Below are 26,303 nucleotides of genomic sequence, written 5' to 3'. Positions count from 1 at the left end.
AGAATAGTTGAATTAATTGTAAATTAATCTTTTAATTATTAATGTGCTTCGGAGGTACTTATTTGAACACTAATCAAAAGGCTATTGAAATGTTTGAAAAAAATGAATATGAGGAAGCAATGGAACTGTTTCAGCAAGCAGTATATGAATCTAGAGATGTACAATCCCTTAACAATCTTGCTTGGATGTACTTTTATGAGGAAGAGAATGATGAGAAAGCCCTTGAATTAATAAAAGAAACTGTTAAGTTGAATCCTTCCTCATACTTTCCTTATAACATTCTAGGGGAAATTTACATTAAACAAGAAAAGTGGAAAGAAGCTAAAGATGCATTACAAAAGTCTATTTCGATTCAACCATCCAATGAAGCATATCACAATCTAGCTGTAGCTCATTATAATCTCGGAGAGCTGGAAGAAGCTTCGGAATTATTCTTACGAGTTGCAGGGGATTCGGATAATATAATGTATAACCATGTAAAGTGCTTAATTGATCTAGGGAGAACAACAGAAGCTAAAGAGAAGTTGGATATGTTTAACGAAAAATCTGATAATTTTATAGGGGAAATCAGTGTAGCTGATTTATATGTTGAATTGAATTGCTATAAAGAAGCAATTCAATGGTTTGAACAGGGGTACAAAGAATACTGGAAAAGTTCCAATTGGATTGGTAGATTTGTTTATGCTCTATTTAAAATGAATCATTTCTCTCGTATAAATGAAGTTATACGAGAAGCAATTGATCAGAAGGAAGCAGAAATAGAAGATGTTAAGAAAGAAGAAGTAGAAGAGAACTGGACAGAACACGATAAGAAAGAGTTAATTGAGGAATATATAAAAGAGAATAATTATTATAAAAAAATGATAGAACGTATCGAATCTGGATATGTTCCTCAATTAGACTTTGAAACTTATAGTATGGGGGCTTGCTATTTATTTGGGTGTAAAAGACATAATCATCTTGAATATCAAAAATAAAAGCAAACATGGTGGGCAAATTTTTGTCATTATAAGTCGCTTTTCTGATTCCGAATAACGATTGTAAAATAATACATTTCAAATAAAGGGGCTATAATTCAGTTCGGTTGGTAAATATTACGCCAAAAAACACTCGGGAAAATTTGAATATTCTACGAAGTGCGATTCTTTACATAAAGCTAGAATGGTGCCGACTACTTTTATTATTAAGGCGAGAAAATGAAAAATACAGCGTACACCGAAAAAGTGTACGCTGTATTTTGTTAAAGGTCAGTACTTATCTTTTTGGCTGGAAAATATGCTGAAAGAAGTATTTGTGATGTAAGTTATCTACAACTTTATTTGCTTGATATGTGCGGTGTTGTTCTAGTCGAAGTCTTTGCTCCATCATTTTTATTGCGTGATCTGATAAACGTAACATTATACATTTCTCCTTTTCTATAAATATAGGTTTTTAATTGGTATCGTTCCCATATTTATAACTAAGGAGGCATACTGTGTAACATAGGCAAAAAAGCACCTTCCTCTCCCATTACGCTTACGAGGTTAGCTGTCGGACTCGGGAAGTGAGAGTGTCCCTACTTAAAAAAGATTCGCCCCAAGTAGCAAAAAGCTACATAAATGGTTCCCCCGCTCCAAAATTTGGATTCAGCAAAAGGTTTATAAGGTAAAAAATAACATAAATAAATAGTTAAGTCAAACTATTTTGTGTATTCTGTCTTTTAAGTGAGGTCAAAACCATTCCATCAGGAAGTACGATATCTTGAATTTCAATAAAACCATGTTTTTTATATAAAGAAAGGGCAGGCGTATTGTTCTTCCCTGTTTGTACAATATACGCTTTTGAAGAAGAGAACATGTCAAATATAAAAAGTAGTAACTTAGTTGCTATCCCTTTATGGAAATGATTGGGTGAGACCACTAAACGATGGATATCAACTATATCTTCATCAACTTTAAAAGAAATAAATCCAATGAGTGAATTTTCCAGGAAATATCCATGGAATGTCTCATCGCAGTTTTGAATATCAGTTACAGTATCGTATAAACGGGGGATGGCCATACTATTTATGTATTTTGCTTCAATTTCGTAAGCAGGAATTTGAATGTTTAAAATAGACAAAGCAGTATGATAAGAGTTTGCTATTAATTTTTGAATCATAAATAATAACGCTCCTTTTTTCTGTATTTTCATGCGTTTGACAAGATTTTTCATTTCTGGATATAATAATTACAAGGGTTACGTAATAAGTTAGTTGATAAATAGATTTATTCTATAATAGAAATGGAGGACTAAAAATGGGATGGATTATCACATTAATAGTTGGTGCTATTATAGGTGCAATTGCTAGTTCTATAACGGGTAAAAATTTTCCGGCTGGTATGTTTGGAAATATAATTGCTGGTTTACTAGGAGCTTTGTTAGGTAGTAGATTATTTGGATCTTTTGGGCCATCATTTGGTGGGATTCATGTCGTGCCAGCACTATTAGGGGCAATTGTGTTAATTCTTATTGTATCATTTGTAGTAAAAGCTGCAAGGAAATAAAGGCTATTATTAATTATTTTATAAAGCCCTTTTTAGGGCTTTTCCTAATTAGAGAGGTGGTACACTTGGAGAAAGTAAATATAAGAAAAAGAGATAAGTTGAAAAAGTTTTTTAAAGAACAAAATTATTTAGCTGTACTACTTGGATTTGCGTTGCTGTTTGTAAATATATTATTACTTACAAAAATATCATTCGTCTTTACACCGTTCGTCGTATTTTTAAAAACAATCTTTTTCCCAGTTTTATTAGCGGGAGTACTATTTTATATATTGCATCCATTCGTTTCTCTTTTAGAAAGAAAAGGTGTGTCGAGAATTGTGTCAATTGCCTCGATATATATACTTGTTCTTGGATTATTTGTTTTTCTTGCGGTGACGGTTATTCCGATTATTAAAGATCAAGTAAATGCTTTAATAGACAACTTGCCATATTTCGGGCATGAAATCGAAAGGGCAGCACGTAAATTTGGAGAAAGTAATGTAATTGGTAGAATGCAGGAAAGTTTAAATATTGATGTTGCTAATATCGTAAAAGATTCTACAATGAATTTTACAAAATCATTATCATCAGTAACAGGAAATGTAACTGGATTTTTAAGTACACTTACTGAAGTTGTTTTAACATTTGTAATGGTTCCATTTATATTGTTCTATCTTTTAAAAGATGGTGAGCAATTACCAAATCATTTTTTAAAGTTTATATCTGAACAAAGACAACCAGCTGCGAAGAGAATATTAGATGATATGCATTATGCGATTAGTTCGTATATTAGAGGACAGATTATCGTTAGTTTATTTATCGGTATTATGCTATTCATTGGTTATCTTATAATCGGCATTAAATACGCGGTATTACTTGCTATTTTGGCGATGATTGTAAACGTCGTTCCATATGTAGGTCCTGTTATTGCGATAACGCCAGCGTTAATTATTGCTTTTATTGACTCACCAGCAATGATTTTAAAAGTAATTATTGTCATGATGGTTGTACAATTAGCAGAGGGGAAATTTATTTCACCACAAGTAATGGGGAAAAAGTTAGACATTCATCCAATTACTATCATTTTTATTATTTTAACTGCCGGAAATTTATTTGGAATTATGGGGGTTATTTTAGCAATTCCAGGATATGCGATATTAAAAGTGTTGGTTACGCATAGTTATAGATTTGTTAAGTTGAATACGTAAAAAGAGCTAAAACAGTTTTATCTGTTTTAGCTCTTTTTTATTAATAATTGATTTGCATATTAGGAGTACCGAGCTGTGCCATGACTGATCCATCAATAAACATCATACGTAGGCTTTTAATTCAACAATAGGTAGATTGCTTTCCTTTAGTTTGTAATCAAATATTATATCGTCCATGCGAAAATTTGCATCAACTTCAAGAGAAATGAAAGTACCCCCGATTTCTACTTGATTTCCGTTTTCAGTCTCAAAAGTGAGCGCACCGTCAAATGTTTCTATATACTCATCGCAGGTGTATAAATATATAGCGATAGGTGTGAAATGTATAATAACCCCTAAAGTATCATCGTCAGTCTGAATACTGCTCTTAAACTTACCAATTTTTTTAGTAAACCAACCCATAACTTCACCCCGTTTTTGTATTGTAAAGAAATTCTCTATATATTGATTATATATTATAAGGGATAAATTGGTAATAACTATTGCTAAAATTCCTAAGCCTCCACGGAATGTTAAAAACAAGGAGTTAATTATGGTTAAAGGGTCCAAGAATGAAAATCTTTGTTATAAAATCAGAAAATTCAGGTTTATATTAAGGTCAAATGTGATAAACTGTAAAAAATAACTAAAAGCAATGAAAGGGAAGAGTACATATTCAAAACTTTTCAGAGAGCTGATATGTGGTGGGAATCAGTAAGGGATGAATATGGAATGGGCTCTGGAGCTTCTAACTGAAATGAGTAGGTAAAGACGGTTACTTCACGTTATCGAAGTATGAAGTGAGCTAATGATAGCTAATTAAGGTGGTACCGCGGGAGTCTCTCGTCCTTTTTTAAGGATGAGAGGCTCTTTTTACTTTGAGAAAGGAGGAGTTAGTATGAGTGGGAAAGTAATGTTAACAGGAATTAAGCCGACAGGTTATCCGCATTTAGGAAATTATATTGGTGCGATTAAACCTGCATTGCAAATGTCAGAGAATAATGAAGGAAAAGCATTGTACTTTATAGCTGACTATCATGCATTAAATGCGGTGCATGATCCGAATCAGTTTAGTAGTTATACGAAAGAGGTAGCAGCTACTTGGTTATCGCTTGGACTTGGAGAAGATGTTATTTTTTATCGACAAACAGAAGTACCGGAGATTCTAGAATTAGCTTGGATATTAGCTTGTCTAACTCCGAAAGGACTTATGAACCGCGCTCATGCGTATAAGGCGAAGGTAGAGCAAAATAAAGAAGCGGGATTAGAGATAGATGCAGGTGTGAATATGGGATTATATACGTACCCGATTTTAATGGCGGCTGATATATTATTATTTCAAGCTACTCATGTACCTGTCGGAAAAGATCAAATTCAGCATATTGAAATTGCTCGTGACATTGCGACGTACTTTAATCATACATTTGGTATGACATTTACGCTTCCAGAGTATGTGATACAAGAAGAAGGAGCGATTTTACCTGGTCTTGATGGAAGAAAAATGAGTAAAAGTTATGGGAATGTCATCCCGTTATTTGCAGAGCAAGAAAAACTCCGAAAGTTAATATTTAAAATAAAAACAGATTCTTCACTTCCAAATGAACAGAAAGAACTGGAAACGTTATTTATGATTTATAAAGAATTTGCGACAGAGGATGAGATTCAGTCGATGCGTGAAAAGTATGAGACTGGAATTGGTTGGGGTGATGTGAAAAAAGAGTTATTCCGCGTTGTAGACCGTGAATTAGCGGATTCTCGCGAAAAATACGTTAAGTATATGAATGAGCCGCATTTACTATATGAGGCGTTAGAAAAAGGTGCTGAGAAGGCACGGGCTATTGCGAAGGTGAATTTAGCGGAAATAAAAAAACGGATTGGATTTGAGAGGGAACGTTAAGCGTTCCCTTGTTTTTGTTGGAAATCTGTAATAATCCTCTCAATAACAGGAGGAAGATTGCTAGGTAACTCATCAAGCGGAAAGAAGCGTAGTTCTTTCGATTCCGTTTGATCGCATACAAGTTCACCTTGAAATTCTCGGCAAATATAAACAACGAGTACACCATGTACTTGATCACCGTTTGGATAGATTTGATAGAAATCTGGTCCTGAGTATGTACGGAACAGTTCTACATTTTTTACGGTAAGTCCAGTTTCTTCAAATACTTCGCGTTTCACAGCGTCTTCTAGTGTTTCGTTATATTCTAATGCACCCCCAATAATCCCCCAGCGGTTAAAATCTGTACGGAGCTGCAGTAATAGTTCATTATTTTCATTTAATATAATGGCGTGTGATCCTATTAAAATGAGTGGATGATTTCCTACTCGTTGTCTCATGTCTTCAATATAACCCATATTTTTTCTCCTTGCACTTAATAATAGTTGGGCAGTTCCTTTAACATTTTTTCCGTTTTATGTGCGGTAAAAGCTAAGTTGTGATCATTTTTTGTTCTAAAGAATAATGTACGTAAAAATGTTTTAATGTTGGCGCATAAAATGCAATATTCATTGAGAGAAAGGCGTTTTCTAATTTGAGGAAGTCTCTGTACTTTTTTATGAATAATTGAAATTAAATCTTCTTGTGCAAAGTCATGATATACCATCGATACTAACGGAGTGACAACTCTTTCATCTTCATTATTATGATAAATATCTGCCGAAGTGAAGATTTTATTTAATAAACAATGTATCATTTCTTCATAGCATTCAAAGGTAATATAGGAATTTTGGATAATTTCATTAAATGCATCAGAAACGTGTGCAATACAATGAGCCCAGCCTTTATCTTCAATATATCCACGGAAATCAGTCTCTAAATTTGTATATGTTATGAGATTTTGTTTTATTTCTGTAACATCCTCCTCAGTTAGAAAGTAGTGGGAGTTGGAAAATTGGAGGATTAAAGCAATTAATGAAACAGTATAAGAGCGTGTGAAAACCCCATCTGTATATGGGGAATTAATATCAAAATATAAGTATTCATCGCTTAAACAAGTATGTAAAAGTGATTTAAGTTGATCATCGAGTAGAAGCTCATATTGAATAAAGTGAGAAAAACAATTATAAATCAGCTGATAGCGAATGTAACTGTCAGTAGTTCCAATGTGCTGAAGCATGTTCGTCGTTAACTCATTTATATCTATATGTTGCATGTGCGAATAATCATTTTGTTGTATAAGCTCTAACTGTTGTTGCAGCGCTGTAATATCCAATGGAGAACCTCCTCCGCACTTTAAAGATGCGATCTTTTCTAGTATTCTATATATTCAAGGACAATCCTGCTCATGCAAGGAGACCAAACTTAAATTCAAGTATTACATAGATGAGGGAAGAGTATGACGATTATAAAACAATTAGAAAAACATTTTAAAATAAGAAGAAGTGCTTCTTCTATAATGATAAAAGAAAATAATGCAGAGGTTTTTACAGAAGAGCAAATTGAAGAAATGGTGCAATATTTTGTTACTGAGGCGAAAAAAGGTGGATTAGAAAATCTACAATTTGAGGTTTCTTCAACAAGTCCCAATTATGATGTATATAAGAAATGCTTTGGAAAGTATTCATTTGAACATATTGCTGAAAATATAATAGTATTTAAAGATATATATGAAGTGGAAGATATAGAAAGTGATATTGATTTTAAGCTTATTGAAGAGATCGGAGAAGACGCTTTTTATTCTCTTTGGAATGAGCTGATGGAAGAAGAAATAGCGTATGATCAATTTGTAAATATGATGCTACAAGAAATTGGTGGGCAATGGAAAGAACATTGTTTAACAGCTGTTGCAAATGAAGAGCCGATAGGAATTGTAGTCCCGTTTATTGAAAGAGGTACGTTAGAAGAAGGGAAACTTATGTATTTCGCAGTCGCTCCGAGTATGCGAAATAAAGGATATGAATCTGACTTATTTACAAAAACGATGTTTGTATTAAAGGAAATAGGAGCCACTTATTATATTGGTGAGGCAAATGTACAAGATGAGTGGATGAATGATGTTTTTGAAAAGAATGGATGTCAGCAGCTGAGTTGTAGTGAGCGATATGTGAAAAGGGTTTAGAAGGATGAATGACGTAGTCTCGCGAACTCATTTAGCGGGAATCCATGTACAAATTTTGAACGAGTAAAAGAACTTTTTGCATGTTTGTAAGATAAAAAGAAAAATCGAAACGACAAAGTAAGCTTTCCTATAATACAATAGAGAAGGATTATACTATACGAAGAAAGTGTTGGTGGAAGTATGGAGCAACAAATAAATTGGTTACAAGCAACTGTAGAACGAAATGAAGATAACACGTTACATATAGAGTGGGAAAATAATATAGAAGAAGTTAAAATTTATTGGGGTACTTCACCAGATCATATTGAAGAAAATGGTGAATTACTTGTGACGGTAAATGGAGAGTCATTTACTACAATTGCCAATCCGAGTGAAAATGAGCGTCCCTATTTTAGGTTAGTAGGAAGTAATGGACAAGCAGTTACAGTCGCGGAGCGTAGATTACCATTACAAGGTGCGTTTAACTTCCGTGATATGGGCGGATATGAAACGACTGAAGGCCGTAAAGTAAAATGGGGTAAATTGTATCGTTCTGAAGAATTAGCAGGATTAACAGAATGGGATATTGAGTATTTACAGAAGTCAGGCTTAAAATTAATTTGTGATTACCGTACAGATTTTGAAGTAAAGCATAAGCCGAACCCAGGCATTACAGGTGCTCGCCAAGTATGCTTACCAGTTATGCAAGACTTAGCGAAAGATTTAAATATAAATGAGTTTTTCCAAGTTGGTGATTTATCAGTATTAGGAAAACCTGGTGAATATCTTGTGAAAATGAATCAAGATTTTGTAAGTGGTAATGAGGCATTCGTGAGCTTCTTAAAGTTAGTACAAAATCCAGAGAACTTACCATTAGTAAACCACTGTACAGCTGGAAAAGACCGTACTGGATTTGGTTCCGCATTATTATTACTTCTATTAGGTGTATCAGAAGAAACGGTAATGCAAGACTATTTATTAAGTAACGGTTTCCGTGAGAAGTTAAACGAAAAAATGATGGCATTTTTAGGTGCAAAATTACAAAACGATGAAAGTAGAGCGATATTAGGTGCGATGTTTGAAGCTCGTGCTGAGTATTTACAAGCTGCGATTGATGAAGTTAAAAAGCAGTATGGATCAGTTGAAGCATATGCTGAAAAAGCTCTTGGATTTACGAAAGAATCGTTAGAGGAAATGAAAGTGTTATTGCTAGAAGATAAATAATGAGAAGGGAGGCTGGTTTGGATTAGCCTCCTTTTCTTATTGTTGCTATAATTAAGCTATGAGAATATAGGAATTGAGGAGAACATCATGAAATACAAAGTTATACTATTCGACGTAGACGATACATTATTAGATTTCCCTGAAACAGAAAGAAACGCATTACATAACGCGTTTGTACAATTTGGCATGCCTACAGGGTATAATGATTATCTTGCAAGTTATAAAGAGATTAGTAATGGATTATGGAGAGATTTAGAAAATAAAATGATTACGCTAAGTGAATTAGCGGTAGATCGATTTAGACAATTATTTGTTCTTCATAATATAGAAGTAGACGCGCAGCAATTTAGTGACGTATACCTTGAAAACTTAGGGAAAGAAGTACATCTTATAGAAGGTGCAGTGAAACTATGTGAGAATCTTCAAGATTGTAAGTTAGGTATTATTACGAATGGATACACTAAGGTGCAACAATCTAGAATTGGAAATTCGCCTTTATGTAACTTCTTTGATCATATCATTATTTCTGAAGAGGTAGGCCATCAAAAACCAGCACGTGAGATTTTTGATTATGCATTTGAAAAGCTTGGAATTACTGATAAATCAAGTGTACTAATGGTTGGAGATTCCTTAACTTCTGATATGAAAGGCGGAGAAGATTACGGTATTGATACGTGTTGGTATAACCCGAGTCTGAAAGAAAACAAGACAAGTGTTAAGCCGACCTATGAAGTGGAGAGTCTGCTTCGTATTATGGAAATTGTAGAAGGAAAAGTAGTTTCCTTCTCATAAGATTTTCCTATTGTCGATGGGTGTCGGTAAATCGATATATTGAAAAAATCGCTGATATAATTTGAGTTGTGGTCGATATATTGGGAGTATGTTGTTTTGAGGGAATTCGCAAAGAAAAAATAGCGCTACTATACTAATGTCATTCACGTGTTATAAGGTATTAATTAAATATGTGTATATAATACATAGTTTCTCAGAGTAATGCGATGTCAAGTATGAGCTGTGTAACAACTAGAGGTGAGTGAAGGATGTTAACGTTTTTATTTGAGTTAGACAAGGCTATTCCACAGAAGGATGAGCCACGGTATGTTGCTTATACAAATGGCTTTATCGAAGGGGATTTAACGATTTGTGTGGGTGATAGAGTACTTTTTCAAAAGTCATGCATGAAGGTCGCAGAGCTGGGCATTTATTTAGGACAGTGGATGGAACAAGTTCAACACGGGCAGAACATACATATGAATTATGAAACGATTGAAGATGATGAGTTAATTCTTTGTTTTTTCTATGAAGAGGACAATCAGTGGAGAATTTCTTCCGGTTGGCAAGAATTTGAACTTCAGGAGCGTATATCTACTGCAACATTAGTAGAGAGCGTTCAACGCTATTTATATGAGCTAAATAAGGAACTGCGCGCGATAGAATATCCTGTGACGTTTGATCAGTACTTAAGAGGAGAGCGGATTATGCAGCTTTCTTACAAACGACTGTGTGATAGTAAGGCAGACACGATGCCGATAGAGGTTTACAATGGAAGCAAACAAGTAAGTGTAGTACGGGGCTATTATAAAAATACTTTGATGAAAGTGCTAGACTTCATTCCAAAAGTTGGTAGTAATATCAATTATGAAATAAAGGATAGTAAGGACAATATTCGCATCATTGCAAAGGATGCAAGTAGGCGGCGCCAAAGAAAGATTTTAGTAACGTACATCGATAATAATGGTGCAGAGCATGAAATAATTGTATGTGACGGAAAGTTATTGGATGCAAATTTCTTATTTACCTTTACATATAAGACAGAAGAATATGTTGTTCACAAAAATTCACTTGGGATTGGAAAGGTATTACGAAAGGGCTATGTAATAGCAGATTGGAATATTCGTCTTGAGGAAGATATGTATTACATCGAGATGAATGTATATGATGAGGATTATATAGAGGATCAATACTTACTGTTAGGTGTATTTCATGCGGTTTTGTATGGGTGATAAAGTGAAACTTTAATCAGTGGGAGTCTTACTGCCCGTAACTAGTGGGATAAATAATGAGGAGGGAGGCTGATTTTGATTAGCCTCCTTTTTTATCTGCTTGTCGGCATTCATACAAAGAGAAAGCATAAGGTATTCTCTAAAAGAATTATTAATCATGCTGTTCACTAGAGTATATTAAGAATAATGTATATGCAACCATATAGTAATAAAAGTCCAAAAACATCAATAATAAAATATTTAACAGTTGTTGGTTAGAGTTTTTTGAGTACCCTTTTATTAATCCTCAAAAATAAAAATCTTATCAATCGTACTATGCAGTGCTCTCGCTATATCATGAGCAAGCTGTAAGGAAGGATTATATTTTCCTTTTTCAAGATGGCTAATCGTTTCACGACGTACACCAACCTTTTTCGCTAAATCTTCCTGCGTCATATGCACTTTGGCGCGGTATTCTTTTATCTTCGTTACGAACGCCATGGTGCATCTTCCATTTCATCCACAGGTTTATCGTAAAAGAAGATAGAGAATCCGAATGTAAGAATGAGTGTGCTGAAAATAAGAGCGATATCAATCTCTTGTAAAAATGGATTCGGAAATAACATTTCAATAAACATAATGATAGTTGTTGTTAGTAATGTAATGATAAAGGCATTGCGGCATGATTTATTGACGATTTGTTCAAAAAGCTCATCGTGATGAACTTTTCTATATGTCGTGAAAAAGGAGAAGAAACAGAACATAGTAAACAGTCCTTTTTCGTAAAAAAATCCGAGAAACCCAAAGAAACCGAGAAATCCTAAATATTTAATCCAAGTTGTTTTCACGATAGATTCTCCTTTCGATGTTAGAAATAAAGTGAAACTTTAATCAGTGGGGGGGTGTTCATCCCCCACTGATTATTAGCCTTCACCAATCGGGCGTTTACGGGCAGTTGATCTCCCACCTAACTTCTTTGCTCCAGCCGAATTTTGAGGTGGGAGTCTTACTGCCAGTTAATGCGGGATAAATCACTATATGTTATAAATATATCACATATGGAAATTCATAGTAATAATAGTTTTGCGGTTTATTTCATAATAATAGTAAAAAAGGTTAAATATTCTGTAAAATAAAAAGGGAAATATCGTAAAATGGTTGTAAGGAGGGGGAGGAAGAAATGTTAACTGGGATAATGATCGTTATATTACTTGTAGTGATTACTGTAATTGGAACGGTGTTAATTGGGCGAAATGGTGATGCGAATTATAGTAAAGCGACAAAAGGAAATATTAAACGACTTACGATGATTTATATTATACTAGCCGTTGTTTTAATCGTTGGATTAGGAGTTTATATTTATTTTAAAGGTTAAAAAACTGAAAAATGTAAAAATCTGAAAATATAAGTATGCTATAATATCAATATAGTTAATTGGTAATTAAGGAAAGGATTGGATGTAATGATTGAAATTGTGAATGTGTCAAAAAGTTATAATGGATCTAACTACGCAGTAAAAGATTTAAGTTTATCTGTACCTAGCGGAGAAATATTCGGATTTTTAGGACCGAATGGTGCAGGTAAATCAACGACAATTAAGATGATTACTGGTATTCATGGGGTGGACAAAGGGACCATTACAATCAATGGTAAAGATATTATGAAAAACCCGATGGAAGCGAAGAAAACATTTGGCTATGTTCCAGATAGCCCGGATATGTTTTTACGATTAAAAGGAATTGAATATTTAAACTTTATGGCTGATATGTACGAAGTGCCGAAGGAAGTAAGGCAAGAACGAATAGAGTCTTTAGCGAAGAAGTTTGATCTTTATAATGCTTTATCTGATCAAATTCAAAGTTATTCACACGGTATGAGGCAAAAGATTGTTATTATTGGTGTGCTTATACATGAGCCGGATGTATGGATTTTAGATGAACCGTTAACAGGGCTTGATCCGAAATCTGCATATATTTTGAAAGAAATGATGAGAGAACATGCAGATAAAGGGAAGATTGTATTTTTCTCTACACACGTATTAGAAGTGGCGGAAAAAATATGTGACCGCGTCGCTATTATTAATAAGGGGAATTTGCAGTTTAAAGGAAATTTAAATGAAATGAGAGATCATTTTAAATCCAATGAATCACTTGAAAAAATGTTCTTGGAGATGACGGGTAATGAGTAAAATATGGACGTTAACGAAGGTATTATTGAAATTAAATTATGCAGATTTTATAACTGATAAAAAGAAACGATGGGCATATTTATTCTCCTTTGCAGCGATTTTATTTGTTGGGTTTTTAATATTTGGTTCGATGACGCATGGAATGTATGAAGGAATGATACATCTAGGACAGGATCCAGGGATTATTATTGCAATGGGATTAGCTATTGCTAGTATATGGGTATTTTTGATGAGTATTATGAACATTTTAACAGTGTTTTACTATAGTAATGATGTTGAAATGTTACTACCGTTACCGTTAAAACCAGCGCAAATTATTTCGGCAAAGTTCTTTACAGTGTTAATTACACAATACGTAATGAGCTCGTTTATTTTATGGCCTATCTTTATTACTTACGGTTTAAAGAGTGGTGCTTTCATTACATATTACATTTATATGGTTGTCATTTACATATTCTTCCCTATCGTTCCGTTAGTGCTAGCTTCGTTAATTATGACAATTATTATGAGGTATACGAATATAGCGAAAAATAAAGATCGAGGAAGTATATTTATTGGAATCGTAAGTATACTATTTATCGTCGGAATCAATGTATTTATGCAATGGAGAAATAAAAGTGCAGTATCTGGAGCTGGAGATTCAGTTGCGAATTATCTTGTAAATAATCAATCCTCCCTTTTCATACAAATGACAAATTATTTTCCGACTACATATTTTGGTGCAATGGGATTAGTAGAAAATGCATCGTGGAAGGGAATATTATACGTACTAATATACATTCTTATTTCTATCGCGTTTTTCGGGCTGTTTTACTATATTGCAGAGCGTACATATTTAAAAGGGGTTATTGGTCTTTCAACGAGTACAGCAAAGAAAGAGGTAATTTCAGCAGAAGGTTTACAGAAATCAACAGTACAAAGTTCTCATTTAAAAGCATATGTGAAAAAAGAATTTAAAACGTTATTCCGCACGCCACAATTTTTCTTAAATTGTATTGTGCAAACTTTCGTTATGCCAATTATGCTGTTCTTTGTTTTATTTGTACAAGATGGAAATTTAAAATGGATTACGGAATATATTGATAATCCAGAATCAGCAGGCTTTGCAATTGGTGTTGGCCTTTGTGCATCCTTATTTTTAATGGGGAGTAACGTTATTGCAACGACGTCATTTTCTCGAGATGGAAGTTCATGGTTTGTGAATCGTTATTTACCAGTAAAGGCTTCGGATATCTTTTTTGCGAAAGCAATAACTGCTTGGTTAATTAATGTGGTCATTTTAGCAGTATTCGGTATTACGATGGCAGTTGTAGCAAAAGTTTCCCCAGTCTTTATGATACTTTGGTTCTTGCTAAGTGCGAACGGGCTATTGTTAATTAATTTAATCGGTACGCGCTGGGATGCACAAACTGCAGATATACATTGGGATACAGAACAGAAATTATTTAAGAGTCGATACACAACTTTATGGAATTTTTTAGCTAATATTTTAATAGCTTTAATTATTGTAGCGGGAGTAAGTGTATTATACTTTGTCCTTCAGGTAGGACTGTGGGTTATGTTTATTATTTTATTTATACTGTTTACCATTGCCAATTTAATTTTAATTAGAATTTTAAAATTAGGTGCAGAGCGTATATTGTCAAATATTCAATAAGAAGGTAGATCCTCTGTATTCGTGCAGAGGATCTATCTATAGATGGAGGAGAAAAGGTGAAGAAAATAGCAATTGTAACAGGGGCAACTCGTCTGAATGGAATTGGTGCAGCTGTATGCAAGGTGCTTGCTCAAAAGGGGATAGACGTCTTTTTCACGTACTGGCCTCGGTATGATAAAGCAATGCCGTGGGGAATGAATGATCAAGAACCCTTTTTGTTGAAAAAGGAAATTGAAAGTTACGGCGTTCGATGTGAAATGGCAGAAATCAACTTATCGCAGTCTTATTCGCCTAATCGTGTATTGTATATGGTATCAGAACGTTTAGGTGAGCCATCTATTCTTATTAATAATGCGGCGTATTCTACTCATACGAAAATTGAAGAGTTAGATGTAGAGCAGTTAGATAAACATTATACGGTCAATGTTCGTGCTCCTATGCTATTAAGTTCATTATTTATGAAACATTTTTCACTTAAAACGAGTGGAAGTATTATCAATCTTACTTCTGGGCAGTCACTAGCGCCAATGCCAGATGAACTGGCATACGTAGCAACAAAGGGAGCAATAGAAGCATTTACAAAGTCAGTTGCACCAGTAGCTATGGAGAAGGGGATTACAGTCAATGCTGTTGATCCAGGACCAACGAATACAGGATGGATTACAGAGGAATTACAGCATCATTTAGTATGGAAATTCCCGCAAGGTAGAGTTGGAGAACCGGTGGATGCTGCCCGTTTAATCGCTTTTTTAGTAAGTGAAGAGGCGAAGTGGGTTACTGGGCAAGTCATTCATTCGAACGGTGGTTTTTCATAAAAATATTATGTTAACAAGTGTTGAGAAATAAAAAAATTAGGAATTATTTTATTTCTTTGTGTAAATAAAATGTCAAGAAAGATAAAAAATTGATAGGAGAGTATGTTGTCATTTGTAGATTGTAAATCTTCATGTGACAATATACTCTTTTTCTTTTGCTACAGAGAAGAAAAATGAGGTAGAAGAAACTCGAATATTAAAATAAATTTATCGTTTTTTGTACGTATTATTATGAAGATTACTGTCGGAAAGATGGTGATTCGTGTGAAAAGGGATTTTTTAAGGGAAAATAGAATCGTAAAGAGGAGGATAAATTATATAAACATAGGGGGATTTATATGAAAATGAAAAAGGTCGCTATCGCATCAGTAGCAATTGGTACAATGCTTTCAATGGCAGCTTGTAGTACCTTCACAGATAAAGATGAAGCGAAGAAGGATCCAGCAACAGCGCAAAATGAAGAGCAATCAAAAACGACAAGTGCAGATGAAGCGTCAAAAACAACGAAAGATACTGAAAAAGACACAAATACTTCTTCGAATGAAAAAACAGATAAGGATGCAAAAAATACAAAGGAATCATCAGGAACAGAAAGTAACGGCAAAACAACAAAAGAAAAAGAAACGACAGGAAAAACGAATGATCAAACTACTAGCGGGAAAACGACAGATCAAAGCACAAGTACAAACAATAACGGAAAGACAACGAAAGATCCGAAGAAAAACGTCGCTGTGAAAGCAAATGTAAAAGAAGTTGTTACCTTAATTGAAAGCTTAGACAAGCAATTAGCTGCAAATCCTAAATTAGAAACAGTAAATAAACTTGGAAAACAAATTAATGAGAAGTGGGATGTAATTGAAAAAGATATAGAGGCATCACATCCAACTGAATACAAAACAATTGAACAAAGTTTGTATCCATTAATTATAAGAGCGGAGAAAGAAAAGATAGATGTTAATAAAATGAAGTCATTAACGACGAAAACGAAAAAAGATTTAAATCAATTATTAACGAAGCTTTCATAGTTTCAAAAGCCTACTCGTGCGAGTAGGCCTTTTTAGTTTGTTGAGGTAGTATATGAGGCTCACAATATACTATCTAAATCTTTTTATTTACTGTTCATTTTCGGTGGGTGTTAAGAAATACAGACTTAACAACCCAATGATAAAAATAAAACCACTACGGACAATTCACAATGGTAATTGTGACGCTAGCCATTGTTCGAGGAGAATCAAGAAGTGACGCAGCAACAATTACCGTTCCAGGTCCATTTGCGGCTAGAAATACAGCGGTAAAGTTACCTGAAGCATTGGTGATGGTAGCAAGAGGAACCATAAAGGCAAGAGAAGGATTACTAAATGAAAAGCTGACTACTACCCCTGCAGCAGGACTACCGTTTAATAATACTTGATCCGAAAAGAATAAAGTATTATTTCCTTGGGTGGATACACATGCTGTGGTTGCGTTAGAAGTTAAGGTAATAAAATCCGTATTATAATACATGGTATATAAGCAAAGAAGAGCCTGATATGGCTCTCAGGCTCTTCCCTCAATAGCAAAGAGTAAGTCTTTTAATTACCCTTCTGCTACATAATACACAAAATTTTTATATATGTGTAGAGCAAAAAAATCCAATATAATTATTTGAATATAGTGTTTAAGGGTGAAATCAGAGGATTAAAATAAGGAATTAAATTACAAATGTTGATATAACGCTTGAAATCAATAGGGTTCCAACGAAGTACAGGGAATAAAGTGATATTACGATAATGAAATATGAAATATTGCATATCGAATTATGAAAGTGAAAACTGAATAAAAACGTTATTTGATATAGAAAGAGATTTAGGAATTGCAAGGTGAAAAGTTTAATGAATAATCCCTTTTCATTCAATATTCATAGTATGAAAGATGGAATACAAAAATATTTACAGAGGTGAGGTGAATAAAGCATGCGTTGTAATTATTTTTACAATGAAACGCAAATGCGTCCTTTAGGAGGGCAAGGGCCTGCGCAAAGTACTATTCAAGCCGTTCATCAGGCTATACAAGCACAGCAACAAGCATTACAAGCGCAACAAATGCAACATAGTTATTACCCATCACAATCGTATTACAGAATTTACGATACTTTATTCATAGTCATGCAAAAGACTTTAAAACGACTGTTCTCTGAAAACAGAATACATATGAGGTTGGGGTAGCAAATTCTTCTACTCCGTAAAATGTATTAAGTCGTCATGCAAAAGACGTAAAAACATTTGAGAACGAACAATCTGTACGGTATGGTCACAGTACCGTAGCCCACGAACCTATATGGTCTGTTGTGGGAGTGGTGATGGCACACCGCAATCTTGCACGTCAGCGATACCAGAAATGGACTTCGCCTTTGGTAGCAAGAATCCCACTGACGTTAGTCAGCTAGCCCCTTTAGGGGTGGGAGTGTCAAATGATGTAGATTGCACAGGATGGAATGTCTTTTTGATCGTTACCGTATGAAACTGTATATGTTTTATAGCGAACAATGAGAAAACAGAAATAGTTCTTTGATGGGGAACAAAAACCTTTTTAACTTGATGGGGATAGGCTACAAAGACACAAATTTCATACCTAAATAACTCAAAAAAAAGATTACCTGTATCCTAAGAGGCAATCTTTTTTGAGTTGCTTGTAATGGTTAAGTACAGGTTTTAAATATTATTTAGTGTTATTTCTACTCTCCAAAACCTTCTCCATATTATTAGTCGCCCATTCCTTCATTAATAGGATAATTGGACGTAGTGACTCTCCAAGTTCTGTTAATGAATATTCTACTTTAGGAGGTACCTCACGATATACCTCCCGATGTATGATGCCATCTGCTTCGAGTTCTCTAAGTTGAAGTGTTAACATTCTTTGGGTGATATTAGTATTTAATCTTTTTAATTCATTAAATCGCTTCTTACCATCTAATAAATGATAAAGAATAACCCCTTTCCACTTTCCGCCAATAACCTCGACGGTAGATTCTATTGGACAAGAATATTTATTTAAAAATGAACAATTTATATTATTTTCATTTGAATTTATCATAAAAAGGCACCTCTTTAACAATGGTATATTTTTTGATACTATAACACAAAAATGTGCGTACTTGTATCATCGTTGTTTAAAAAATATAATTTAGTTAAGAAATAATTTAATGAAAAGAGGATTTTTTATGACTAACACAACACAAAGTACAAAACAAAAAATTATGGAGGCTTTTAATTTTAGGCATGCATGTAAAGAGTTCGATCCTATGAAGAAAATTTCAGAAGATGATTTTGAGTTTATTTTAGAAACAGGAAGATTATCTCCTTCTTCTTTTGGATATGAGCCTTGGAAATTTATTGTGGTTCAAAATAAAGAATTAAGAGAAAAACTATTACCATATTCATGGGGAGCAGGTGGGCAGCTTTCAACAGCAAGTCATTTTGTCATTGTTCTTTCAAGAAACATTAAAGATATGCACTATGATGCAGAGTATATTCAGCACATGATGAAAGATATTATTGGATTGCCTGAAGAAGCTCAACAGATCAGATATGAATTCTTCAAAAAATTCCAAGAATCCGATTTTAAATTGTTAGACTCCGAACGTGCTGTATTTGATTGGTCATCAAAGCAATCTTATATTGCTTTAGCTAATATGATGACTAGTGCAGCTCAAATCGGTATTGATTCTTGTCCAATGGAAGGATTCGATAAAGAAAAAGTAGATTCTTTACTTCGTCAAGAAGGAATTTTAAAAGATGGTAATCTTGAAGTATCAGTTATGGTTGCATTCGGATATCGTAAAGGAGAACCAAAATTTAATAAAACAAGACAAACTATGGATACTATTGTTGAATGGATTCAATAAGATAAATTTGTATCTATATAACGAAAAAAACGCCATCCTTTTTATAGAAAGGATGGCGTTTTTTTATGTCTGTTTTTAAATCTGACGAGTTACAATTATTTGCAAAGGAAATTCAATGTCTTTTGTCCCATATCGCTAAAGATATTGGGTTTGTACAGCGAACTAGCATGTAGTAGGTCCTTTGGATTCTTTTTTATTTTAGCGAGAATACTTAGTGAATAGTTGAATTGCTTTTTCAGGTACATAGAATTTCCCATTGCTTTCTACAACGATGCTTCCTAATTCATGATCTTTTCCACCGATACAGATAATGTTTTTATTAACAAACAATTTGGCCTTCGTATTATTGCGTTTTACTACAAGCACTGGGTTTCGTACATCTTTTTTGTCAATCGTTACAGTTGCACCAATTTGTTTAAAGGCTGTTTCAGCATCTAAGAATAATTTCTTAGTGATTTCTCCTAATTGAAAGCCCATTGCTTTGGCCATTATTTTCGCAATGTCTGTATTTTGGACTAAACCGTATGGCTTTTGAGGACCGTAAGAGTATAAGAATACATCTTCACCCGTATGACCACCAGTTGTAAAACCGATGTTCGCCCGGTTGGCCAATAATTTAGTAAGGATTGGACCTACATCAGTTTTCTTATGTGCAGCTTTTAATTTTTTTCTTTCATCATCAGTTAGGTTGTCTAAACCGTAAAGTGCAGCTACTTCTTTTATATTAGATAAATCATCTTTTAGTTTACTGGTAGCACCTTCAAGTGTCATTTTCGCCTTTTTCAGTGGGTCAATGTAAGCTGATACTGGTGTAGTATCATATCCTTTTGTTGTATTGCTGTTACCGATGGAAATACCGCTATTACCATGATCCGCTAAAGCAATGACCATAGTGTTACCATCTTTCTTCGCAAATGTTAACGCTTCTGTAACCGCATCATCAAACGCCAATACATCGCTAATCATCCCAATTGGGTCATTTGCATGTGCTGCCCAATCTGCCTTACTACCTTCTATGAATAAGAAGAAACCATCTTTATCTTTTGATAATGTTTGAATTGCTTTTCTCGTCATCAGGGAAAGAGTTGGCTGCTCAGGATGATTTTCTTCACGATCCATATCGAACGCAAGGGCAGTATTAGAGAAAGAACCCCAGATTTTATTTGAGTTGGAGTTTAATAACGCATCTTTTGTTTCGACAAAGTCGTACCCTTTGCCTTGAATCACTTTTACTAAATCTTCGTTGTCTTTACGAATTCCATTGCTTGTCGTAGGCTGAATTGCTGCCTTTCCACCACCTAATACAACTTCTATATTTTGATAAACTTGCTGTTCACCAAGCACTTCAAAATTCTTGCGGTTAGCATGGTGGGCAGAGAAACTAGCCGGAGTAGCATGCTGAATTTCTGATGTAGCAATGATTCCTGTCGCGCGGCCGGAACGTTTTGCGCCTTCTAAGACGTTGGCAACTGGACGAAACTTACAGTCTTCTTTCACTGGTTCTAAGCCAGGTGAATTCACAACAGAAGGTAATACGCCCACGTAGCCTGAATTAGATTTATTTCCGGTCGCTAAAGCTGTGGCTGCCGGTGCAGAGTCCGTAATAGCTGATTCTGCTGAATACGTACGAACACCTCCGGATACAATTTGATCTAGTGCAAGAGATGAACCTTTGTACCACCGGGCTAATGTTGTAGCAGAAGAGCTTGTCCCATCTATAACCATAAAAATTACATTTTTAGGTTGCTTTCCTACTTTTTTCACCTCAGCTTTTACCTCGTTACCGTTCATCATGCTTCCTGCTGCTAATGACCATAGCACTACCGTTCCCGCTAAAGTTAGTCCCATTATTTTTTTACGAAGAGTAGTCATTGTGGTTCCTCCATTGATTGTTTTCGATATCCCAATCTAGCGTTCGTATGTAAACAAGATTTATTATTAGTAGTACCCTATTGCAACGAAACTAACAATAACTATGGAGTCAAAAAGTTAAATTTAAGCTACTTACTCAGCAATCGCTTCTCCTCATATAAACCTCTGTGTACCCTTAGTTGCACGGTCTTTCCTATAAAAAGAATCTTCTCTTTATTTTATGGGAAACATTTAAAAAAGGATGGTGGGAAAATGACAATTGATCGAGTTTGTACAATTGGTCCAGCAAGTAATAATAAAGAAACATTAGCGCAGTTAATAAACAATGGTATGAAAATTGTTCGGTTGAATTTATCACATGGCACGCATGAAAGTCATAAAGATATCATTCGTTTAGTAAAATCGTTAGACGATTCTATTAAAATTCTAGGGGATGTACAAGGTCCTAAAATAAGATTGGGTGAAATGAAAGAGGAACAAATTACACTTGAAGCAGGGGAGTTATTTATTTTACATACTCATCCAGTACAAGGGAATAAAGAAGAAGCAAGTGTTGATTATGTAGGGATTGCGAATGACGTGAAAGTTGGTAGTAGGATTCTTATAAATGATGGAGAAGTTGAGTTAATCGCTGAAAAGGTAAGTGCGGACAAAATAGAAACGAGGATAAAAACAGGTGGAAATATTGCCTCTCATAAAGGGGTGAATTTACCAGGTGCAATTGTTAGTTTACCAGCTATTACAGAGAAAGATAAAAAAGACATTCAGTTTCTTTTAGAAGAGAATGTTGATTTTATTGCGTGTTCCTTTGTGCGAAAACCTAGTCATATAAAGGAAATACGAGAGTTTATACAAGAACATAAAGAAACTTCCCCGAATTTAATTGCAAAAATAGAAACGATGGAAGCGATCGAGAATTTTCAAGACATATGCAAAGAAGTAGATGGCATTATGATCGCAAGGGGAGATTTAGGTGTGGAACTGCCGTATCAATTTATTCCGCTTTTACAAAAAATGATGATTCGTGAGTGCAATCGAACGAATACATATGTAATTACAGCGACACAAATGCTTCAATCTATGGTAGATCACTCTATTCCTACAAGAGCTGAGGTGACTGATGTATTTCAGGCTGTATTGGACGGAACGAATGCTGTTATGCTTTCTGCTGAAAGCGCGTCAGGGGATCATCCAATTGAAAGTGTGAAAACATTACGTCTCGTTTCTGAATTCGCGGAGCATGTAAAAAAAGACGGTCCTTTTGCGATGAAAGATATACTGGAATTACTGCATAAGTCTCTTTAGTTTATATAGAAGGGTTTATCTCTCATCCTAAAAACGTACAGAAACGAATCAGGGTATGAGGTGCCATTTTAGTATTTACTTACAGATTGAAAGGTGGCATGCTTGCTACCTATATGAAAGAATCGTTATGGAACATAGAGGTCTTTCGAAAATCGAAAGAAGGATGTTAAATTAATTAATCCAATTATCTCATTTAAAATATGTTCATTCCTATTCATAAATGATATCCTTATAGTTGAATACTTTTGCTGAACCAGCAAGAATTTGTTGTTCTTTCTGTATGAATTCAACTTTTTTATGGAAAGATATGTTAGTAAGTGTGCAATTTGAACGTTTTATTTTTTAGAGTATGATAGGAGGAGAATGAATATGGAAGCAATTGAAGTAGGCGAAATTTTTAGTCTTACCGATGAGAATAATGAAGAACAGGAAGTTGAAGTGCTTGGAGCGATGGATGTCGAAGGAGCAGAATACATTGCGGTTGCCTTTGTAGAAGACATTCAAACAGAAACAGAGGAAGACATTGATATCTTCTTTTTAAAAGTAGAAGAAGATAATGAATTCTCATACATAGAGAATGACGAGGAATTTGAAAAAGTATCTGCTGCGTTTGAGAAGATTATGGACGAGCAAGAACAAGAATAATAATAGTTAGACAAAAGAGGGAGATGCATATCTGCCCTCTTTTTTGTATAGGGTTGAAAAATCTGTCTCTAATTTTTGTTTTTAATTCACTATGAATCATACACTTCTTTTGTGTTCGTCGAAGCCGCATCTAATAGAAGGAAAATCGACGCTATAATATGTATAGCGATTTGTATATAGGGAAAGAAAGCAACTAGAATAGCCAAGATTCCTATATAATTAGCATAGGCTTTCATGCCTTCCTTTTTAGCTAATACACTAGTGATGATATGTAAAGTAATTAATATAAAGAACAGTATCCCGGATAAGTCAAATAGCCCTTGAAATACGTAACAAGGAATTAATAAAAGATGAGAGATACCTGTAGTCCACTTTAATGCTTTTACGACTGCCTTCAAAGTTAATTCCTCCTAAACAATATGTGTGTATGAATATATTACCAAATATAGTGGGTAATGGATATTTTTTTGTGATTCACATTTAGAGAATGTGATAATTATATTATGTAAACTAAATGGTTTTTTATTTCTTCACTAGAAAAACCACCGAAATGAGGGTGGCGCTTATTATATATAGTTATTAAATGTGTTATTTTCTAAGGAAGAGAGGGGAACCTTTACTTCACTACCTTCTTTCATATTTCGCAGCACAACTGTTTCTGTAGATAGTTCCTCTTCACCAATTATAAGTACGTATGGGATATTTTCTTTATTTGCATAGTTCAGGGCACGTTTTAATTTGCGTCCTGCTAGTTCAAGTTCGACTTTTAAGGAAGTAGTAGAGCGCAATTGCTGGGCGATTTGTAAACATTGTAATTCTGTCCCGAGTGGAATGATAAAAAGATCCGCTGTAGATGATGTTGTTGATTTCTGTGATAGAGCTGCATAAATGACATCTAAACCGAATGAAATCCCTACAGTTGGATAGCTCATATTATCACCACGGAAGGCTCCGATAATATTATCGTAACGACCACCGCTACCGATACTAGATGTAATCGTGCCATCTTTTAGAAAGATTTCATACACAGTGCCTGTATACATTGTGAGTCCTCTTGCTAAAAATGGATTGAATATCGTATTTTCATTTATTCCGAGAGCGAGTAAGTATTGCTGTAATTGTTGCAATTCGTTTACTCCATCGTCAACAAGTGGATTATTGAAAGTTTCTTTAAAGTCGGCAATAGTAAGTTTTAGGCAAGATAAAACGGTATTACATATCGTGTCGGCCATTTCTACAGAAATTCCACGCTCCAATACATCTTTTCGTATACCATCAATCCCAATCTTTTCGATTTTATCCAATGATAAAATTACGTCACTTGTTAATTCGGTAGGGATGTTAATAGACTGGAGAATACCGTTTAATAATTTTCGATTATTATATTGAATCGTTACTTCTAAGTTTAACGTTCGGAATAGTTCAAATGCCATGCTCATAAGTTCAGCTTCTGCCATGACAGACTCTACACCAACTATATCAACATCACATTGAATGAATTCACGAAATCTCCCTTGCTTAATCGGACCATCTCGAAATACTTTACCAATTTCATAACGTTTAAAAGGGAGGCGAATATTTGGATTCATCGCGACAACTTTGGCGAATGGAATTGTTAAATCGTAACGTAAGGCAAGCTCGCGTTTTCCTTGATCCTGAAGTGTATATATTTCTTTTAAAATCTCATCACCACCGCCGTACTTGTATGACATAAGTTCATACATATTTAACGTTGGAGTTTCTAAAGGTTTACACCCATACCTTTCAAATGTATCTTCACATGCTCTTTTAATTTTATTTCGCAGTACTTGTTCCTCTGGTAAATAGTCTTTTGTTCCTTTTACATTTTTCATTTCCACTAGAATCACTCCTCTTTTAAATTAAAAAAAGCTATGCGGGTATAAAAATACCCACATAGCTTTATGAACGCTTCGTGGGTCAACAGGAAAAGCCCTGTACCCACGAAGAAAAATTTTTCTTCGGATACACGGCGTTACGTATGATGATGAAGTTGGAAAGAAGTATTAAAATTTCGCATTACAAATCTCTCCTTAACATAAGTTTTTCCAAATTATATCAGATGAATTTTGAAAAATCAATGTTTTCAGTTTTGAAAAAAGCGTGAAGTGATGTAGGAGAAATGGAAAAGAGTGTATAATAAAAGAAAACTTAATGATATGAAATAACCTTTTAAGGAGAACATTATGAAAAAAGATAAAACAAATGCGATGCGAATATTAGATAAAGAAAAAATTGAATATTCGATGATGTCATATGATCCAGACGATGGGAAAATTGATGGCGTATCAGTTGCGGGGAAAATTGGTAGAGAAGTGAGAGAAGTATATAAAACACTTGTCGCTCAAGGGAATAGTAAAGATTATCATGTGTTCATTATCCCAGTAGATGAGGAACTCAATTTAAAAGCAGCCGCAAAAGCAGTAAGTGAAAAGAAGATTGAAATGATTCCGGTTAAAGATATTACGAAAGTTTCAGGGTATATTCGCGGTGGTTGTTCACCAGTAGGGATGAAGAAGTTACTTTCTACATGTATTGATGGGAGTGCCCAATCACTTGAAACGATCATTGTAAGCGGCGGGAAAATTGGTATACAAATTGAGCTTAAAGTTGATGACTTAGCGAAAGTGACGAGAGCGCAGTTTGGTGAGGTAACGAAGTAAATAGTGAAATTTAACGGGATATAGAATCGTTACATATTTGAAAAAAAGTGATAGTAAACCTATGAATTTGAAATACAATCCTTATTAAGGCTTACTTTTCAAAGAACACTTTAATTTAAATCCCACAGCATATTTATAATATGTTGTGGGATTTTTCTACTTGAACCTCTAAAATTGAACAACTTCATTATTTTTAAAGTAACGTGTACTGAAGGGAAAAGATAAATATACCTTTATATAACTTCAAAGAGAACTCATTGAAATCCATATACTGAACTAATTCTAGTTCAGTATATGGATTTTGGGTTTTAACGGATCAATCCATT

General features: G+C 34.4%; 30 protein-coding genes, 1 pseudogene, 1 riboswitch and 1 other annotated feature. Of the genes and pseudogenes, 20 read left to right on the top strand and 11 right to left on the bottom strand.

Annotated features, from left to right (window positions below; all coding sequences use genetic code 11):
- Positions 1–62 precede the first annotated feature (62 nt).
- Both JTF23_RS20610 and JTF23_RS28375 read left to right on the top strand, forming a co-directional pair.
- Positions 63–977, top strand: coding sequence for a tetratricopeptide repeat protein (locus JTF23_RS20610; RefSeq protein WP_204209511.1), 915 nt, complete (start codon positions 63–65; stop codon positions 975–977).
- A gap of 145 nt (positions 978–1,122) precedes the next feature.
- Positions 1,123–1,200 (top strand): annotated as a pseudogene (locus tag JTF23_RS28375) (class I SAM-dependent methyltransferase); the annotation flags it as partial.
- A gap of 54 nt (positions 1,201–1,254) precedes the next feature.
- On the opposite strand, the gene JTF23_RS20605 reads toward JTF23_RS28375, so the two are convergent.
- Together JTF23_RS20605 and JTF23_RS20600 are read right to left on the bottom strand one after the other, a co-directional pair.
- Positions 1,255–1,398 carry a hypothetical protein gene (locus JTF23_RS20605; RefSeq protein WP_000945246.1) on the bottom strand — a complete coding sequence of 48 codons (144 nt, stop codon included), beginning with the start codon at positions 1,396–1,398 and terminating at the stop codon, positions 1,255–1,257.
- A 98-nt stretch (positions 1,399–1,496) separates the two neighbouring features.
- A riboswitch (cyclic di-AMP (ydaO/yuaA leader) is annotated at positions 1,497–1,641 on the bottom strand.
- Positions 1,642–1,668: 27 nt separating this feature from the next.
- Complete coding sequence (locus JTF23_RS20600) at positions 1,669–2,139, bottom strand: GNAT family N-acetyltransferase (RefSeq protein ID WP_131231075.1); 471 nt, start codon at positions 2,137–2,139, stop codon at positions 1,669–1,671.
- Positions 2,140–2,276: 137 nt separating this feature from the next.
- On the opposite strand from JTF23_RS20600, the gene JTF23_RS20595 reads away from it, so the two are divergent.
- Both JTF23_RS20595 and JTF23_RS20590 read left to right on the top strand, forming a co-directional pair.
- Positions 2,277–2,525 (top strand): GlsB/YeaQ/YmgE family stress response membrane protein, encoded by a 249-nt coding sequence (locus JTF23_RS20595; RefSeq protein ID WP_002110912.1) that lies wholly within the window; start codon positions 2,277–2,279, stop codon positions 2,523–2,525.
- A gap of 65 nt (positions 2,526–2,590) precedes the next feature.
- The gene (locus JTF23_RS20590; RefSeq protein ID WP_002110910.1) at positions 2,591–3,712 is read left to right on the top strand and encodes an AI-2E family transporter; all 1,122 of its coding nucleotides are present in this window, start codon (positions 2,591–2,593) and stop codon (positions 3,710–3,712) included.
- Between the two features lie 102 nt (positions 3,713–3,814).
- Here JTF23_RS20590 and JTF23_RS20585 read toward each other — a convergent pair whose 3' ends face one another.
- Complete coding sequence (locus tag JTF23_RS20585; RefSeq protein WP_033714105.1) at positions 3,815–4,114, bottom strand: hypothetical protein; 300 nt, start codon at positions 4,112–4,114, stop codon at positions 3,815–3,817.
- 223 nt (positions 4,115–4,337) lie between these two features.
- Positions 4,338–4,545 (top strand) — a binding site (T-box leader).
- A gap of 5 nt (positions 4,546–4,550) precedes the next feature.
- On the opposite strand from JTF23_RS20585, the gene JTF23_RS20580 reads away from it, so the two are divergent.
- Positions 4,551–5,588, top strand: coding sequence for a tryptophan--tRNA ligase (locus JTF23_RS20580; RefSeq protein ID WP_204209510.1), 1,038 nt, complete (start codon positions 4,551–4,553; stop codon positions 5,586–5,588).
- Here JTF23_RS20580 and JTF23_RS20575 read toward each other — a convergent pair.
- The gene (locus JTF23_RS20575) at positions 5,585–6,043 is read right to left on the bottom strand and encodes an NUDIX hydrolase (RefSeq protein WP_204209509.1); all 459 of its coding nucleotides are present in this window, start codon (positions 6,041–6,043) and stop codon (positions 5,585–5,587) included. The two genes, JTF23_RS20580 and JTF23_RS20575, sit on opposite strands and share 4 nt — an antisense overlap.
- 17 nt (positions 6,044–6,060) lie before the next feature.
- Positions 6,061–6,900: a DUF2785 domain-containing protein gene (locus JTF23_RS20570; protein WP_016105509.1), complete on the bottom strand. Its 840-nt coding sequence runs from the start codon at positions 6,898–6,900 to the stop codon at positions 6,061–6,063.
- 123 nt (positions 6,901–7,023) lie between these two features.
- Between JTF23_RS20570 and JTF23_RS20565 the strand changes: the two genes are divergently transcribed.
- The 4 genes from JTF23_RS20565 (at position 7,024) to JTF23_RS20550 (ending at position 10,952) form a co-directional block, all read left to right on the top strand.
- The gene (locus JTF23_RS20565) at positions 7,024–7,746 is read left to right on the top strand and encodes a GNAT family N-acetyltransferase (protein WP_016105508.1); all 723 of its coding nucleotides are present in this window, start codon (positions 7,024–7,026) and stop codon (positions 7,744–7,746) included.
- A 180-nt stretch (positions 7,747–7,926) separates the two neighbouring features.
- A complete protein-coding gene (locus tag JTF23_RS20560) occupies positions 7,927–8,949 on the top strand; it encodes a tyrosine-protein phosphatase (RefSeq protein WP_016105507.1) in 1,023 nt (340 codons plus the stop codon).
- An 87-nt stretch (positions 8,950–9,036) separates the two neighbouring features.
- Entirely contained in the window at positions 9,037–9,741 is a 705-nt protein-coding gene (locus JTF23_RS20555) for a YjjG family noncanonical pyrimidine nucleotidase (protein ID WP_016105506.1), read from the top strand.
- Positions 9,742–9,989: 248 nt separating this feature from the next.
- Positions 9,990–10,952, top strand: a complete 963-nt coding sequence (locus JTF23_RS20550; RefSeq protein WP_016105505.1) for a tubby C-terminal domain-like protein — start codon at positions 9,990–9,992, stop codon at positions 10,950–10,952.
- Between the two features lie 279 nt (positions 10,953–11,231).
- Here the strand turns inward: JTF23_RS20550 and JTF23_RS20545 are convergent, their stop codons facing one another.
- A complete protein-coding gene (locus JTF23_RS20545; protein ID WP_002110900.1) occupies positions 11,232–11,432 on the bottom strand; it encodes a helix-turn-helix transcriptional regulator in 201 nt (66 codons plus the stop codon).
- Positions 11,420–11,779, bottom strand: coding sequence for a DUF2178 domain-containing protein (locus JTF23_RS20540; RefSeq protein ID WP_002110899.1), 360 nt, complete (start codon positions 11,777–11,779; stop codon positions 11,420–11,422). Before JTF23_RS20540 ends, JTF23_RS20545 begins: the two co-directional genes overlap by 13 nt.
- Positions 11,780–12,111: 332 nt before the next feature.
- On the opposite strand from JTF23_RS20540, the gene JTF23_RS20535 reads away from it, so the two are divergent.
- The 7 genes from JTF23_RS20535 (at position 12,112) to JTF23_RS20505 (ending at position 17,795) form a co-directional block, all read left to right on the top strand.
- Positions 12,112–12,306: a hypothetical protein gene (locus JTF23_RS20535; RefSeq protein ID WP_002142517.1), complete on the top strand. Its 195-nt coding sequence runs from the start codon at positions 12,112–12,114 to the stop codon at positions 12,304–12,306.
- Between the two features lie 87 nt (positions 12,307–12,393).
- Positions 12,394–13,119 (top strand): ABC transporter ATP-binding protein, encoded by a 726-nt coding sequence (locus tag JTF23_RS20530; RefSeq protein WP_002146599.1) that lies wholly within the window; start codon positions 12,394–12,396, stop codon positions 13,117–13,119.
- The gene (locus JTF23_RS20525) at positions 13,112–14,776 is read left to right on the top strand and encodes a putative ABC transporter permease subunit (protein WP_204209508.1); all 1,665 of its coding nucleotides are present in this window, start codon (positions 13,112–13,114) and stop codon (positions 14,774–14,776) included. The genes JTF23_RS20530 and JTF23_RS20525 overlap by 8 nt, the downstream gene beginning before the upstream one ends.
- A 56-nt stretch (positions 14,777–14,832) precedes the next feature.
- Positions 14,833–15,591: an SDR family oxidoreductase gene (locus tag JTF23_RS20520; RefSeq protein WP_002161088.1), complete on the top strand. Its 759-nt coding sequence runs from the start codon at positions 14,833–14,835 to the stop codon at positions 15,589–15,591.
- 338 nt (positions 15,592–15,929) lie between these two features.
- A complete protein-coding gene (locus tag JTF23_RS20515; RefSeq protein ID WP_016105503.1) occupies positions 15,930–16,616 on the top strand; it encodes a hypothetical protein in 687 nt (228 codons plus the stop codon).
- A 170-nt stretch (positions 16,617–16,786) separates the two neighbouring features.
- On the top strand, positions 16,787–17,002 hold the full coding sequence (locus JTF23_RS20510) for a hypothetical protein (RefSeq protein WP_016105502.1): 216 nt from the start codon (positions 16,787–16,789) through the stop codon (positions 17,000–17,002).
- 541 nt (positions 17,003–17,543) lie between these two features.
- Positions 17,544–17,795 carry a DUF3947 family protein gene (locus tag JTF23_RS20505; protein WP_204209542.1) on the top strand — a complete coding sequence of 84 codons (252 nt, stop codon included), beginning with the start codon at positions 17,544–17,546 and terminating at the stop codon, positions 17,793–17,795.
- Between the two features lie 493 nt (positions 17,796–18,288).
- Here the strand turns inward: JTF23_RS20505 and JTF23_RS20500 are convergent, their stop codons facing one another.
- Complete coding sequence (locus JTF23_RS20500; protein ID WP_016105500.1) at positions 18,289–18,663, bottom strand: winged helix-turn-helix transcriptional regulator; 375 nt, start codon at positions 18,661–18,663, stop codon at positions 18,289–18,291.
- A 127-nt stretch (positions 18,664–18,790) separates the two neighbouring features.
- Between JTF23_RS20500 and JTF23_RS20495 the strand changes: the two genes are divergently transcribed.
- Positions 18,791–19,474: an NAD(P)H-dependent oxidoreductase gene (locus JTF23_RS20495; RefSeq protein WP_204209507.1), complete on the top strand. Its 684-nt coding sequence runs from the start codon at positions 18,791–18,793 to the stop codon at positions 19,472–19,474.
- A gap of 198 nt (positions 19,475–19,672) precedes the next feature.
- Here JTF23_RS20495 and JTF23_RS20490 read toward each other — a convergent pair whose 3' ends face one another.
- Positions 19,673–21,346 carry an alkaline phosphatase gene (locus tag JTF23_RS20490; RefSeq protein WP_204209506.1) on the bottom strand — a complete coding sequence of 558 codons (1,674 nt, stop codon included), beginning with the start codon at positions 21,344–21,346 and terminating at the stop codon, positions 19,673–19,675.
- A 252-nt stretch (positions 21,347–21,598) separates the two neighbouring features.
- Here JTF23_RS20490 and JTF23_RS20485 point away from each other — a divergent pair, with 252 nt between their 5' ends.
- Both JTF23_RS20485 and JTF23_RS20480 read left to right on the top strand, forming a co-directional pair.
- Complete coding sequence (locus JTF23_RS20485; protein ID WP_016105497.1) at positions 21,599–22,651, top strand: pyruvate kinase; 1,053 nt, start codon at positions 21,599–21,601, stop codon at positions 22,649–22,651.
- 363 nt (positions 22,652–23,014) lie between these two features.
- Positions 23,015–23,296, top strand: coding sequence for a DUF1292 domain-containing protein (locus JTF23_RS20480; protein ID WP_002013967.1), 282 nt, complete (start codon positions 23,015–23,017; stop codon positions 23,294–23,296).
- Positions 23,297–23,385: 89 nt separating this feature from the next.
- Here the strand turns inward: JTF23_RS20480 and JTF23_RS20475 are convergent, their stop codons facing one another.
- Entirely contained in the window at positions 23,386–23,694 is a 309-nt protein-coding gene (locus JTF23_RS20475; RefSeq protein ID WP_002110888.1) for a hypothetical protein, read from the bottom strand.
- A 168-nt stretch (positions 23,695–23,862) separates the two neighbouring features.
- Positions 23,863–25,149 carry a histidine--tRNA ligase gene (locus tag JTF23_RS20470; protein ID WP_213020114.1) on the bottom strand — a complete coding sequence of 429 codons (1,287 nt, stop codon included), beginning with the start codon at positions 25,147–25,149 and terminating at the stop codon, positions 23,863–23,865.
- A 351-nt stretch (positions 25,150–25,500) separates the two neighbouring features.
- On the opposite strand from JTF23_RS20470, the gene ybaK reads away from it, so the two are divergent.
- On the top strand, positions 25,501–25,977 hold the full coding sequence (gene ybaK, locus JTF23_RS20465) for a Cys-tRNA(Pro) deacylase (protein WP_204209504.1): 477 nt from the start codon (positions 25,501–25,503) through the stop codon (positions 25,975–25,977).
- Positions 25,978–26,303: the final 326 nt, after the last annotated feature.

The organism is Bacillus sp. RIT 809 (genome assembly GCF_016892495.1).
Lineage (GTDB): Bacteria > Bacillota > Bacilli > Bacillales > Bacillaceae_G > Bacillus_A > Bacillus_A cereus_U.
Note: the sequence above shows the minus strand (reverse complement) of the source record. Positions and strands in the feature narration are given on the sequence as shown.